The 15,081-nt window shown below is 44.3% G+C and carries 9 protein-coding genes; all 9 read right to left on the minus strand.

Annotated features, from left to right (window positions below):
* Positions 1-1,782 (minus strand): CapA family protein, encoded by a 1,782-nt coding sequence (locus tag IGI49_RS20695; RefSeq protein WP_429965692.1) that lies wholly within the window; start codon positions 1,780-1,782, stop codon positions 1-3.
* Positions 1,783-2,520 (minus strand): glycosyltransferase family 2 protein, encoded by a 738-nt coding sequence (locus IGI49_RS20700; RefSeq protein WP_429965691.1) that lies wholly within the window; start codon positions 2,518-2,520, stop codon positions 1,783-1,785.
* Positions 2,521-2,648: 128 nt separating this feature from the next.
* Entirely contained in the window at positions 2,649-3,410 is a 762-nt protein-coding gene (locus tag IGI49_RS20705) for a CatB-related O-acetyltransferase (protein WP_429965689.1), read from the minus strand.
* Positions 3,411-3,412: 2 nt separating this feature from the next.
* Positions 3,413-5,074 carry a hypothetical protein gene (locus IGI49_RS20710; protein WP_429965688.1) on the minus strand — a complete coding sequence of 554 codons (1,662 nt, stop codon included), beginning with the start codon at positions 5,072-5,074 and terminating at the stop codon, positions 3,413-3,415.
* Entirely contained in the window at positions 5,062-5,442 is a 381-nt protein-coding gene (locus IGI49_RS20715; protein WP_429965687.1) for a capsular biosynthesis protein, read from the minus strand. Before IGI49_RS20715 ends, IGI49_RS20710 begins: the two co-directional genes overlap by 13 nt.
* Before the next feature lie 49 nt (positions 5,443-5,491).
* Positions 5,492-6,253, minus strand: a complete 762-nt coding sequence (locus tag IGI49_RS20720; RefSeq protein WP_429965686.1) for a helix-turn-helix domain-containing protein — start codon at positions 6,251-6,253, stop codon at positions 5,492-5,494.
* Between the two features lie 35 nt (positions 6,254-6,288).
* A complete protein-coding gene (locus IGI49_RS20725) occupies positions 6,289-6,987 on the minus strand; it encodes a winged helix-turn-helix domain-containing protein (RefSeq protein WP_429965685.1) in 699 nt (232 codons plus the stop codon).
* 55 nt (positions 6,988-7,042) lie between these two features.
* Positions 7,043-7,744: a class A sortase gene (locus tag IGI49_RS20730; RefSeq protein WP_429965684.1), complete on the minus strand. Its 702-nt coding sequence runs from the start codon at positions 7,742-7,744 to the stop codon at positions 7,043-7,045.
* Positions 7,745-7,852: 108 nt separating this feature from the next.
* Positions 7,853-15,046, minus strand: coding sequence for a MucBP domain-containing protein (locus IGI49_RS20735; RefSeq protein ID WP_429965683.1), 7,194 nt, complete (start codon positions 15,044-15,046; stop codon positions 7,853-7,855).
* Positions 15,047-15,081: the final 35 nt, after the last annotated feature.

Genomic DNA, 15,081 nt, shown 5'->3' on the forward strand with positions numbered 1-15,081 from the left:
CTAACACACTTGTTTTGTCAGTGTGCCGTCTTCTCGATTGATCTGCCAGCCCAGTTCTTGCAGGTTGGCTTCACCCCAGGTTTCTAGGATTCGCTTGAAATCCTCCATATCCACTTTCCGAGGCTGCCATCTGGTTAGTTGATTTTCAGCATAAATCATCTGTGCCTGAAGAATCATTTGGTCATCTTCAAGCTTCAACTGCGTAACCATGCCATAAGGAACTGCCTCCGGATGAGTGTCAAACTCGCCATTACTATTGAAGACAAAATTGCCCAAGCTATAAAGAACATCCACGCCATCGACTTGTTCAATGGGTTGAATCGCATGAGGACCGTGCCCCATAATTAAGTCCGCACCTGCTTCGACTAAGCGTCGTGCTAAGAAACGTTGTGTTGGATTAATGTGTTGGAAATCAATCCCCCAATGGCAAAGAACGATTACTTTGGAGGCAGGAAATTCCTCTTTTGTTCGTTGAATCGTGCGGAATAATTGTTGAGATAAACAATTTCCTCCTAAGTGATTCCCTTGGGCATACATGCCAAACTCATTGTATTGCCCATTTCTAAACCAATAACCGTTAAAAATGAATAGGTCCTGGCTTTTAGTTTTTAACCGATAGGGACAAAGTGCTTCAAGAGAGGTATGTCCCGAACCAATTGCCGCAATTTTCTGTTTTTTCAAGGCAGCGAGTGTGGATAGGATGCCCGCGCGACCAAAGTCGTTGGTATGATTCGTAGCTAGGGTCACTAAGTCAATGCCATGCTTTTTGAAGGTTTCAGCGGTTATGTCTGCTTTTGCCCCCAGCACAAATTTCTTTTTCCTTTTCATTGGAGAGATAGTAGGATCATCCACCAAAACAGCTTCCAAATTGGCAATGGTGAAATCTGCTTCATCTAAGAAAGATTGGACCTTCTCAAAGGAATAATCATAGCCTTCTTCAGTCAACGGATCCCACTGATTCCGTTTGATTCTTCTTTCGGAATACCATTCTCCTAAATAGGTATCTCCAACGACTGTCATAGTGACGTTCTTTTTCCGAAACGTTTTTTGTTTTTTGTTTTCTTTTATTAGTTTTTCAATACTGATGTCTTCATAGTCTTCTTCAAACCACAGTTTTAGAAGCTGCTGGTCCAATTCAAACGTATTTTCTGCTTCTAAAACAACTACCAGTGTGTGCTCATCAAATGCGATACTGTTGTTTAACCATGAAATTCGATAGCCTACTTCTCGTTCACCCACCAGATGTCCCTGCTTCTTAAACAGTTTGCCCTTGTGAACACATTCGACGTCGATAAAGTAAGCCAATAATTCCTTCGATAGCTCCATGAACATTACACTGATTTTCTTTACATCTTGGATAGTATAGCTTTGAGGATCGTTTCTTTTTTTCCGTCCCGAGATATTTTTACAACAGTTTTCCGTTAATTCATTTTCAACAACAAAGGCATCAATTGCCTTTTGACAACTTTTTTTCGTTTGCTCTCTAAACAGCTTGGCTAACAATAGGCTGGTGTCTGGTCCCATCGTACAAACATGCAGTCGAATCAATTCGCTTAAAGAAATAAATTCGCCCTCATCAAATTGAACCGCATTCGGTGAACGCTTTTCTTTAGCGACTACCTCATTCACTTTGACTTGGTCAGTCAGTAATAACTCCCCTGCTTCCACTGCCTGAAGCACCTGTAAAAGAACCAATAAACTGCCTAGTCCTTTGTCTCCAATTGGTTCTGTTTCCGTTGTATAGTCGATCGATGTGCGATTGTCTTTTGAATAGTGCATCATTTAGCTTTCCTCCACAAAGTACGCATTATTTTTGATAAATATTTCTAACTCCTCTGGCGTCCCCAGTGCCGCATAACTGTTCTGAGGTAAAAATACCGGATGAATAGTTTTCCCCTGCTCAATCAAATAGTTATACAAAGGGGCAATATAAATCTCGCCATACTCATCCAATAATTGAGCGGACATTGCTTCAAAGGCTTCAGAGAAATCCTGCCATGGGTGGAAGTAATATAATCCTACCGAACCCCAAGAAGAAATCGGACGCTTTTCAGCCATCTCTGTAATCCTTTCCTGAGTTTCATCCAGTTTGGCAAAGGACCAGTGAGTGCCTTCTGCTTTAAATAAGGGAACACTGCCATCCCCTTGAAGAATGGCCTCCTTGGAAAGACATTCAGGGTTAATGGTTGTATCAATGTTGTAAATCAGAATATCTTCATCCTTATCTATAAGTTTCGCTACCTGCATAACCGTATCGGCTTGCCCTTTCGTCACTTCAGCCAATTCGATAATTTCATAAGTTTTAATTCCCAATCGCACAATTTCTTCTCTTAAAGACTCTGGAGAATAGCTGCCCTTTCTGACAATAAAAAGAAACGTTTCGTCAAAAAACTGTTTCAATGATCCGACTGCCCAAGAGAACAAGCTGCGCTCCCCAGCCATGATTTCATGTTTAGGCTGTGTATAGCCTTGTTTAGTAAAACGGCTGCCTCGACCAGCCATCGTGATAATTACCTTCATTCGTTTCCTCCATGTATCTACTTTCCGCCTTGAGTAAGGATTATTCTTGGCAGCCCAAAACTTACCTAACGGAATTTCGGTTCCGTAATTTATTCCTATCTAATCAAACGTTTACCAAGTGCATTCTTTTAGGTGTATTTTCGGATGTCTTCAGCTGTAACAACGGTCAACTCAGACACTTTTTTCAACTTATTCTGCACCTTCATCTCCTGAATCCTATCAATAAAATATTCGATACCATCACTAGCTTTGATCCCATCAAAAGTCCAATAGCAATAATCCCACCAATTCAAGTCCAGCAGATTTTCAATAATCGGTTTTCTGAAGCGATAATACAGAATTTTGGCCGGTACACCACCAACTACCGCATACGGTGGAACATCTTTGGTGACAACTGCACCCGTAGCAACTATTGAACCATGCCCAATGACAATACCTTGTTTAAAAGTTACGTTATCGCCAACCCAAACATCGTTTTGAATTTGTACTCCTGAAGGAATCTGCTTGTACGGAATGGCTTGAAAATTTCCTTTCTCAGTTCCAGCAGCTAACGGTACACTCACATTAGCTGGATGAACAGAATAAGAAATGTTTGAGGTAGTAAATCGTTCAATAGGATGCTGCACACCCATAATCTTAAGATTCGGTGCAATCGAACAATAGCGTCCAACTGTAGTAAATTCAGTCAACCTGCTATGGCTATAAGAACAAGTCCCCATTGAAGTGAGAGTATTTCCTACTCCAAAAACACAATGAGGTTCAATTTTCAAGTTCGTAGGATAGCGTAAAGGTGCTCCTTCTTTTAAGCGCCTAAATTTGTTAATGCCAAAGTAAACATGATGTTCCTCTAAAAAATCACCTAGTCGATCAGTATATTTGGTTAAGGGCATAATTAAAATCCTTTCAAATACGGTGCCAAAAGCTTCATCGCCTGCCCAAACATCACCTTCTGCCGCTCTGGATAATCCGCGTGTAAGGGAATCATCGACAAGAACAACAATCCTTCAATCAAACGAACCTGTTCGATTGGATACAGCTGGGCAATACTCTTGTTAACCAATCCCGTAATTTCCTGTTGTAAAGCTGTTTTATGAATCGTGTAGGAATAAACCATCGCAGACTTTTCCGCTAAGCTGAATTGATCCGTAATAATGTGGTCATAGGCCCCCTCAAAGCTGTGCATAATTTTGGCAATATCATAGAAATCATCGCCATAAATATCGAAAGAACCGAATTTACCCCGCGGATCAATCAGCTTCACCAGCTGATTACTTACTTCAAACAGAATATTACTCATGCAAAAGTCGCCATGAATGATTGAAGCGGGTTTTTCACTAATTAACTGATGGTGTTCCAATAAACTAAGTAATCGCTCCATCATTCCCTTGACTGGCTGATAGGTCACACCATTAATCGTTGGTGCTGCTTCATAGAACACTTGAAACGCTGGATCTTCCATCAAACGTTCGACTCGATCCACGGTTTTCTGGTAGTAAATAGCCTTCAAGTCCTGCGGGTCCAGCTGCTTCTTCTCAGAGTGCTGCTTCATTTCCTGACGAACAAACATCAGCTTGTTCATAATCTTTTCCCAATCACTGATCTCTAAATTTCCGTAGATGTATAGATTATGCAGGGTTTCATAGGGATAATATTCCATCTCCACGCATGGCTGCTTTTGATCCAAGGAATAATTGTAGATACGAGGTGTAAAGAACTGCAGCGCCTCCGGCATTTTGATGTACCATTCAATTTCGTGTATCAGCTTCGTGGTATCGTCACTCTTCTTGGTTAAGATTCCACGCTGGTCGTCAATCGTAATCGAGTTGAAGAATCGCGCTTGAACCAATTTTTTCGTTTCTAAGTACTCCCTCTCATGGCCTAAGTCCAGCCACGCATCGGTTGAGATTAATTCGACTAAGTGATCCGTTTTGTCGTACTGCTTAATGGCTTCATAAAAGGAGCGGCTGTCATCTTTGTGGTTTTCCCACCGATCATATTTTCCCGACAGTAAGGGTACGCAGTCGTGAAAGGCTTGTCCGCTGCGAAAGCCAAAAACTCCCGCCACCAGCTGGTCCGTCGGCTTGTCCTGCGAAGAATCATTTTTACTACTGAAGAGCAGCGCCCCTTCTTCACGAACGACACTGGTCCACGGTGTCACGTTATCCCGGTGACCAATCACAATGAAGTCTTTTGCCGCAAAGAAATTCTCCTTCACAATCGTATCGCCAAAGTGAATCGTCAAATGAAAATCATCGTTTACAAAGGACAACATCCGACGCAAGCCATTACTGACGGCTTGAAATAATGTACGACTCTCGCTATCCGTTAAATACAGCTCATAAACTGACTCTGAACGTTGCTTAATTAACTCATTCGCTTCTGCCTGACTTTGATCAGATAGAATAAATACAAAGTCCTTCTCATGGTATTGTTCTAACAAACTATCCTCGATTGTGCCCTCCTCAAAAGGCAGCATCAGCGGGTAGATCGATCCAAAGCGTGTCTGCATATTTGCCGAAATCTTTTTCGTATTTAAAATCATCACTGCTTCCATCGGTCATCCTCAATTCGTTGTAAAATTTCTTCTTCCGTCCATTCCAGGAATTCACTGGGACGAATGGCTCGATCATCGACATAGAAGCCTTGACCACACCAAGGCTTCCCTACATGCAGTTCATCGTAAGGAATCGCCCATTTCTCCAGCCATTCTGTAAGCACAGGCACCATATTTGCCGTGATCAATCCCACATTTCCCTGATAGGTACGCATTTGTCTGGCGGTATACAAAATAATTGTGTAGCCCTTTTCCTTGTATTGCTTCATTTGATCCACCACTTCTTTAATTGGCTCAAGATCGGTGTATTCCTTCTCACCCTTTTTCTCACAAAAGGTATTATCGATATCCATCACAATGGCTCTCATTTGCCACCTCAATTCTAGCGTTTCTCTTAGTTGTCTTCTGACTCAATCGTCAGACACTCATTGGGCTTAGTCGGTCAGCCATTCCCGAATATTCTGCATACCCGCTATCACTCTGACCCGTTGTCAGATAGACGAAAAATTCCGGTGCCAAGGCATAGCCCTGTCCCCATTTCGTAATGAGGGAATCCCCTTGGTAGCCGATTTTCTTGAACTTGCTTTTGATTTTAGTGGCAATACAAGAGAGCTGACTGCGATTCGAATCGGTTTCACCTTCTGACCACAGCACTTCACAGATTTCAGCACGAGAAAGCATTCCCCCTTGTGCTTCCAGCAACAGCTGAAACAGCCGCTCTTCCTTTTTAGAGAAATAAATCCGGCCCGTTGCGGTTTCCAACGTCCGATTCTCCATTCTCTGAACCGGCGGACATTCTTGGCTTTTATTTTCTAGCCGTTCTTCGTAATAAGTACTTTGCAACAAGACTAATTTTTCCCGCATGCTATCAAATGAAAGTGCTTTTGACAGATAGCCAAAAATACCGGCTTCTTTTTCTTCTTCATTGCGTTCGCTTTCAGAAGTCAGGCGAAGCGCCATATTTTTACCTTCACTAAGGGCCGCAATAATTTTACTCACCTCTAGATTACTCATTGTTTCACTCAACAAGACGATGGGGAAAAATTGAACGATCGAAAGCATCCGATGATTATTGAAGGTTTCAGCGGAACAAAACACTTCATAGTTTAATAATTGCAGCTGCTTTTGAAGCTGCTGCTCAGCCAATATATTTTTGGTAAGAATCAGTATCCTATTCATACACATACACTCCTTGTCTTTCCTTTGTTGGTGGGTCATTCCACAAGACTCATTGAAAACTCTGGGCTCAAACAATACCCGCTGCCCCAAATCGTTTGTAAAAGATCTTCACTAAAACCAGCTGCTGCCAGCTTTTCTTTGATCTTTTTCACTAGCACAGATAGCTGAGACATGCGCGAATGATTCAACGGCTCCTTCCAGAGGTAGTCGCACAGCTCCTCGCGGGAAACAATGCCACCATTGGTCGTTTGCAAATAGTGAAAGAGCTGTTGCTCCTTTTTCGTTAATGTTTTTATAAAATGCTCCTGCAGCCTTTCGGTCATCGCCGAATGCTGGTGCAAGGCCACGCGCTGTTTTTCTTCTGTTTGTTGAACCTGTTCCATTTTCTCAGCCAAGCATTCCCTTAGTTGATCCAACGACAGATTTTCTGTCATCCACTCGGTTACGCCCAATACCCGCAATTGTTCTTGCTCGTCTATCGTCGGCGCCCCACTGAATTTGCGAAAGACCGCCACATTAGCTGTTGCTAATCGCGGCAACACCTCCGCAATCTCCCTATTTGTGATCGTTTCACTGAAAATCACTACGCGATAATCGTTCATCACAAAGTCTTCTTTTCTGACATGCTGCAACGCCTGAACCGAGCACAGTACTTCATAATTCAGCTGCTGCAATTGTCCCTGTAACCCTTGTTCCATTAGTACATTCTTTGTCAATACTAAGATCAGCTGCATGCGCGTTTCCTCTCTTTCCTTCAGCCAAGCAGTGCCTCCTGTTTTTGTTTCTTTCTCAATAGGATCGAATCGGCAGTTGAAAAGCTTGGGCGGCTTCCTTCGACAGTCGCTTCATGGGTTGAACGTCAACCAATTCTCCTTGAACCACCAAACGACTCGTCGCATACAAATCCCCACAAGTGATCAACGTTAACAGCTTCCTCTCTGGAACGATCGCCAACACTTCCGTCTGCGTTGGACGGACTTTCTCCTTATGCACCGTTTGATAGGTATAAACACTGGATAGATCCGTTAAATAGATCACATCTCCCAACTGAATTTCTTCAAGCGGTGTAAACAAAAGCTCCGCTTGATCCGAACGATGACTGGCCAAGGCATAATTTCCTGTTCCCATTTCCTGATCAGGTGACAGAGTCCCGGCACCATATAACAACCCTTCATTGGATAATCCTTTAAAAATCGGCAGCCGAATCTTCACACTAGGAATCGCGATACTCGCAATCACTGGCAGCTCCTTTTTTCGTCCAGCCAGTTGTGATTTCACAACCGCCTCTGAGCTGAGCGACTTCACTTGATCGAAATCAAAGGGCGCCTGTTTCTGTTTGTTCTTCGCTAATTGCTGCTTCGATAGATGTCCAATGTCATAAGCTGCACCCGTATCCTTTATAAAATAATTGATCAGCGGTTTATTAAATAGAAGAAAAAATCCGACAACAATCAGCAAAAAAGAACAAAACTGAACGATTTTTTTCTTCATATCTTCCCTTTCTGTAAAAAAAAAGCCATACGATTGAAAAAAACGAACGATCCGTCTAAAAAGATTAATTCTTAGTTCTAGAGAGATCGTTCGTTTCCTTACTGTTTCCTACTCTTCATGATCGAAAAATTCATCAATTGTATCTTTGGTCTTGCGTTTCTTACGCTTCAGCTTGTCCTTCAGTCCAAGCAAGCCAAGTCCAAGCAAGCCCAAACCAGCAGCTGGATAGGCTGCTTCTTTCACTTCGGTCCCTGTCTTCGGTAATGAACCAGCTTTCACTGTCTGAGAAGGTCCCTTCTTCGGAGTCGGTTTGTCCGTATCTGAATCACTGTCTGAATCTGAGTCGCTATCCGAGTCTGAATCGCTGTCCGAGTCTGAGTCGCTATCTGAGTCCGAATCACTATCTGAATCTGAGTCGCTATCCGAGTCTGAGTCGCTATCCGAGTCCGAATCACTGTCCGAATCCGAGTCGCTGTCTGAATCTGAATCGCTATCCGAGTCCGAATCACTGTCCGAATCTGAATCGCTATCCGAGTCTGAATCACTGTCCGAATCCGAGTCGCTATCCGAATCTGAATCACCATCAGACTTCACGATATCCTTCACCTTTTCACTTTCTTTTTGTTCTTCTCCAGGCTGATGGCCCTTCAAAACAATTTCAACTACATCGCCATCTTCCAAGGTAATCCCTACTAAGCGCGCGAGATTCTGAATATAATCATTCAAATCAATCGAGAAGCTGCTTCCAGGAGTCACAGCAAAATCAGCAATAAATAATTGACCATTGATATAAAGATCGATGGTGTAGTATCTATCGAAATCCGTATTCTGATTAGGCACATACCCAGTAATCACAGAACCACCTACGTAATTTGGATTCAGTGTTGGTGGAGTAACTACCCAATCGTCATAATCAACATCCCCGTCTGAATCTCTATCTGAGTCCGAATCGCTGTCTGAATCTGAGTCGCTATCTGAATCTGAATCGCTGTCTGAATCCGAATCGCTATCCGAATCTGAGTCACTATCCGAATCTGAATCGCTATCTGAGTCCGAATCGCTGTCTGAATCTGAGTCGCTATCTGAATCTGAATCGCTGTCTGAATCCGAATCGCTATCCGAATCTGAGTCACTATCCGAATCTGAGTCGCTATCTGAGTCCGAATCACTATCTGAGTCTGAATCGCTATCCGAATCTGAATCACTATCTGAATCTGAGTCACTGTCTGAATCCGAGTCGCTATCCGAATCTGAATCGCTATCTGAGTCTGAGTCACTGTCCGAATCCGAGTCACTGTCCGAGTCCGAATCGCTATCTGAATCTGAGTCACTATCCGAGTCTGAATCGCTATCTGAATCTGAGTCACTGTCCGAGTCTGAATCGCTATCCGAATCTGAATCGCTGTCTGAATCTGAGTCGCTATCCGAGTCCGAATCGCTGTCTGAGTCTGAATCGCTGTCCGAGTCTGAGTCACTATCCGAGTCTGAATCGCTATCTGAATCTGAGTCACTGTCCGAGTCTGAGTCACTATCCGAATCTGAGTCGCTATCTGAGTCTGAATCGCTATCCGAATCTGAATCGCTGTCCGAGTCTGAGTCACTATCCGAATCTGAGTCGCTATCTGAGTCTGAATCGCTATCCGAATCCGAATCGCTGTCTGAATCTGAGTCACTATCTGAATCTGAGTCGCTATCTGAATCTGAGTCGCTATCTGAGTCTGAGTCGCTATCCGAATCTGAATCGCTATCTGAGTCTGAGTCGCTATCCGAGTCCGAATCGCTATCCGAATCTGAGTCGCTATCTGAATCTGAGTCGCTATCCGAGTCTGAATCACTGTCTGAATCTGAGTCGCTATCTGAGTCTGAATCGCTATCCGAATCCGAATCGCTGTCTGAATCTGAGTCGCTATCTGAGTCTGAGTCGCTATCTGAGTCTGAATCGCTATCCGAATCCGAATCGCTGTCTGAATCTGAGTCGCTATCTGAATCTGAGTCGCTATCTGAGTCTGAGTCGCTATCCGAATCTGAATCGCTATCTGAGTCTGAGTCGCTATCCGAGTCCGAATCGCTATCCGAATCTGAGTCGCTATCTGAATCTGAGTCGCTATCCGAGTCTGAATCACTGTCTGAATCTGAGTCGCTATCTGAGTCTGAATCGCTATCCGAATCCGAATCGCTGTCTGAATCTGAGTCGCTATCTGAGTCTGAGTCGCTATCCGAATCTGAGTCGCTATCTGAGTCTGAGTCGCTATCTGAGTCTGAATCGCTATCTGAGTCTGAGTCGCTATCCGAATCTGAGTCACTATCTGAGTCTGAGTCGCTATCCGAGTCTGAATCGCTGTCTGAATCTGAGTCGCTATCCGAGTCTGAATCACTATCTGAATCTGAGTCGCTGTCTGAGTCTGAATCGCTGTCCGAATCTGAGTCACTGTCCGAGTCGCTGTCTGAGTCCGAGTCGCTATCCGAGTCTGAATCACTGTCTGAATCTGAATCGCTATCCGAATCTGAGTCACTATCTGAGTCCGAATCGCTATCCGAATCTGAGTCGCTATCCGAATCTGAGTCACTGTCTGAATCTGAGTCACTATCTGAGTCCGAATCACTGTCTGAATCTGAATCGCTATCCGAATCTGAGTCGCTATCTGAATCCGAATCGCTGTCTGAGTCCGAATCGCTATCTGAATCTGAATCACTGTCTGAATCTGAGTCGCTATCCGAGTCTGAGTCGCTATCCGAGTCCGAATCGCTGTCTGAATCTGAGTCGCTATCCGAGTCCGAATCGCTGTCTGAATCTGAGTCGCTATCCGAGTCCGAATCGCTGTCTGAGTCTGAGTCGCTATCCGAGTCTGAATCTGAGTCGCTATCCGAATCTGAGTCACTATCTGAATCTGAGTCGCTATCCGAGTCTGAATCGCTGTCTGAATCTGAGTCGCTATCCGAGTCTGAATCACTATCCGAATCTGAGTCGCTATCTGAGTCGCTATCTGAGTCTGAATCGCTATCCGAGTCTGAGTCGCTGTCTGAATCTGAGTCCGAATCACTATCCGAATCTGAGTCGCTATCCGAGTCCGAATCACTATCCGAATCTGAGTCGCTATCCGAGTCCGAATCGCTATCTGAATCTGAGTCACTGTCTGAGTCCGAGTCGCTGTCCGAATCTGAGTCGCTATCCGAGTCTGAATCGCTGTCTGAATCTGAGTCACTGTCTGAATCTGAATCGCTGTCTGAATCTGAGTCACTGTCCGAATCTGAGTCACTATCTGAGTCTGAATCGCTGTCCGAATCTGAATCACTATCCGAGTCTGAATCGCTGTCCGAATCTGAGTCGCTATCCGAATCTGAGTCGCTATCTGAGTCTGAATCGCTGTCCGAATCTGAGTCTGAATCACTGTCTGAATCCGAATCGCTATCTGAATCTGAATTGCTATCCGAGTCCGAGTCACTGTCCGAATCTGAGTCGCTATCCGAGTCCGAATCGCTGTCTGAATCTGAATCGCTATCCGAATCTGAGTCGCTATCTGAGTCTGAATCGCTGTCTGAATCTGAGTCACTATCTGAATCTGAGTCGCTATCTGAATCTGAGTCGCTATCCGAATCTGAATCGCTATCTGAGTCTGAGTCGCTATCCGAGTCCGAATCGCTATCCGAATCTGAGTCGCTATCTGAATCTGAGTCGCTATCCGAGTCCGAGTCGCTATCTGAATCCGAGTCGCTATCTGAGTCTGAATCGCTGTCCGAATCTGAATCACTATCCGAGTCTGAATCGCTGTCCGAGTCCGAGTCACTGTCCGAATCTGAGTCGCTATCTGAATCTGAGTCGCTATCTGAGTCTGAATCGCTATCCGAGTCCGAGTCACTGTCCGAATCTGAGTCGCTATCCGAGTCCGAATCGCTGTCTGAATCTGAATCACTATCCGAATCTGAGTCGCTATCTGAGTCTGAATCGCTGTCCGAATCTGAATCACTATCCGAGTCCGAATCACTATCCGAATCTGAATCGCTGTCTGAGTCTGAATCGCTGTCTGAATCCGAATCGCTATCTGAGTCTGAATCGCTGTCCGAGTCACTGTCCGAATCTGAGTCGCTATCTGAGTCTGAATCGCTATCCGAGTCCGAGTCACTGTCTGAATCTGAGTCACTATCCGAGTCTGAATCACTGTCTGAATCCGAATCGCTATCTGAATCGCTATCCGAGTCCGAGTCACTGTCCGAATCTGAGTCGCTATCCGAGTCCGAATCGCTGTCTGAATCTGAATCACTATCCGAATCTGAGTCGCTATCTGAGTCTGAATCGCTGTCCGAATCTGAATCACTATCCGAGTCCGAATCACTATCCGAATCTGAATCGCTGTCCGAATCTGAATCACTATCCGAGTCCGAATCGCTATCCGAATCTGAGTCGCTATCCGAATCTGAATCGCTATCTGAGTCCGAGTCACTATCCGAATCGCTGTCTGAATCCGAGTCACTGTCTGAATCCGAGTCACTGTCGGAGTCTGAATCGCTATCCGAATCTGAGTCGCTATCTGAGTCCGAGTCACTATCCGAATCCGAATCGCTGTCTGAATCCGAGTCACTGTCGGAGTCTGAGTCGCTATCTGAGTCTGAATCGCTGTCCGAATCTGAATCGCTATCTGAATCCGAGTCACTGTCTGAGTCTGAGTCGCTATCTGAGTCCGAGTCACTATCCGAATCTGAATCGCTATCCGAATCTGAGTCGCTATCTGAGTCTGAATCGCTGTCCGAATCTGAATCGCTATCTGAGTCACTATCTGAGTCACTATCTGAGTCACTATCTGAGTCACTATCTGAGTCACTATCCGAGTCTGAATCTGAGTCACTGTCCGAATCCGAATCACTATCCGAATCCGAGTCGCTATCTGAGTCTGAGTCACTGTCGGAGTCTGAATCGCTATCCGAGTCTGAGTCGCTATCCGAATCTGAGTCACTATCCGAATCTGAATCGCTATCTGAGTCTGAGTCACTATCCGAATCTGAATCGCTGTCTGAATCCGAGTCAGAGTCGCTGTCCGAGTCTGAGTCGCTATCTGAGTCCGAATCACTATCTGAATCCGAGTCGCTATCTGAGTCTGAATCGCTGTCCGAGTCCGAATCGCTGTCTGAATCCGAGTCTGAGTCGCTGTCCGAGTCCGAATCGCTGTCTGAATCTGAATCGCTATCTGAGTCCGAATCACTATCCGAGTCCGAATCGCTGTCTGAATCTGAATCACTGTCGGAGTCTGAATCGCTATCCGAGTCTGAGTCGCTATCTGAATCTGAGTCACTATCCGAATCTGAGTCACTATCCGAATCTGAATCGCTATCTGAGTCTGAGTCACTATCCGAATCTGAATCGCTGTCTGAATCCGAGTCAGAGTCGCTGTCCGAGTCTGAATCGCTATCTGAATCTGAGTCACTATCCGAGTCTGAATCACTGTCTGAGTCCGAATCGCTATCTGAGTCTGAATCGCTGTCGGCATCCGAGTCACTATCTGAATCATCATCTTTTACATAAGTGATCTTTGTATCTTGTTCTGGATTGGTTATTTCCCTTTTCGTATACCCTAGGCTAGGGTCCGTTTCATCGATCAGTTCTAATTCTTCTCCATCTTGTGTCGCTACATAGCCAGGTTCATAAGGAATTTCAGCTCCTTCCAGAATCCCACTTGCATCCTCTGGGTCATTGACATAGTCAATAAGCGTTTCTTCTCCATCTTTTTCAAGAACGTATTGGCCTAATTTACCATATACATAGGTAATTGTTGGTGTATCTTCCGCACCAATGATTCCCTCTGACGATCCACCTTGTTTCTCTACATAGATATAGCCAGTAACCACTTGAATCTTTTCTGTAATCTTATCGCCAACCTTTACTGATTCAGTGTCTGTATAAATTGTTTGGCCATTTCTGTCGACATACGTGTAAGAAATCGTCTTTGCTTGCCCCTCATAGATATAGGTAACGACGGTTTTGTTATCTGCCAGAACAGTTTCTGAATTACTATCGGTTTCCACAAGATCGTAGCCGGGGATTGCTTCTTCCTTGTTGGTAACCGTATCATCAAAACGTTGAGTATCCGTTACAGTTGGATGGACTTCATCTCCGTGTTGATTCAAATATCGATAAGTAACTGTTGAGTCGTTCCCTTCATAGATATACGTAATGATCGATGAACCATTAGGCTGGGCAATAGTATCTCCTTCTCTTCTAGCAAAGGTATACTGCTCAAAAGTCTTTGCTTCAGGGGCAATAATTGCCTGACCCACTAGATACTCCGAGTTAACTTCATCAGCTGTTAGTTCTTTGCCCGTATCACTTACGTAACGATAGGTAACCGTAGTTGGATTTCCTTCATAAACATAAGTGACTCTTGACGCATCATTTTCTAAAACAGTTTCGGATGAACCTGCTTGAACTTCCTTGAAGGTATAATCAGGAATCTCCAATTTATTCTCAGGAACTGCTGCGCCTACTTCTTCTTCAACAGTTGTGTCCTCAGCAATTGGATTCCCGAACGTATCCACATAACTATAGGTAACATTCGCTTTCGCTACCCACTGATCAGAAAGAGGGCCTGGTTTTCCTTTATAGGCTCTGATTTCCGCATCGACTTGAATTCTCAGTTCAGCATGCGCTGCTGTAGCATCTTCCAAGTCGCTAGTTGTTTTAGTTGGTGGATTCGCACTGACTGCTGCATAGGTTACATTAAGGTCATCGAAAGCTCCTCCTATGAATTTATAGTAAGTGGATCGCCCACCTGTAGGATTTCTTTTATCCTTTCTCATCTCGGTGATTGCTTCTGTCATCGCACCGTTTCTTAAGTTTTTAGCTTCCTCAACTGCAGCGTCTACCTCAGACGCTGCAGCTTCAACTATCTTTCTATCTAAAGAGTTGGCAGCTCTGACTGCTAGCATATTTTCTATTTTTTCAATAACCTCTGGTTCATTAATGAATACACCAGTTTTATTTAAAGTGTTAAGTACAACTTCTACCCAAATTTTTCTTTTAGCTGAGGAAGAACCAATATCCCCTGGCTCTTCAAAATAATCCCTGGACTGCGTACCTATCCCATTACTCAGCGAAATAAACTCACTCACTGTTTCAAAAGTAAAATCTGTATGATTTCTTACGGGGTCTTGGGGAGTAGACGTAGTAGCATAAACATTGCTCACAGTTAAGGAGCTTAAGAATAGCACCAATAGCGGACTGCTGGCTAACACTATTTTTTTCCCGGTCCTTCGATAGACAATCGTTTTTTCACTCAGCGGTTGATATTCCCGCTTCATCTTATTTAAATCCATCAACACTTTCCTCCCTTTGAGAGAATGAAGCTACA

The organism is Enterococcus sp. AZ071, from assembly GCF_050499065.1.
Taxonomy (GTDB): Bacteria; Bacillota; Bacilli; order Lactobacillales; family Enterococcaceae; genus Enterococcus_A; species Enterococcus_A ferrettii.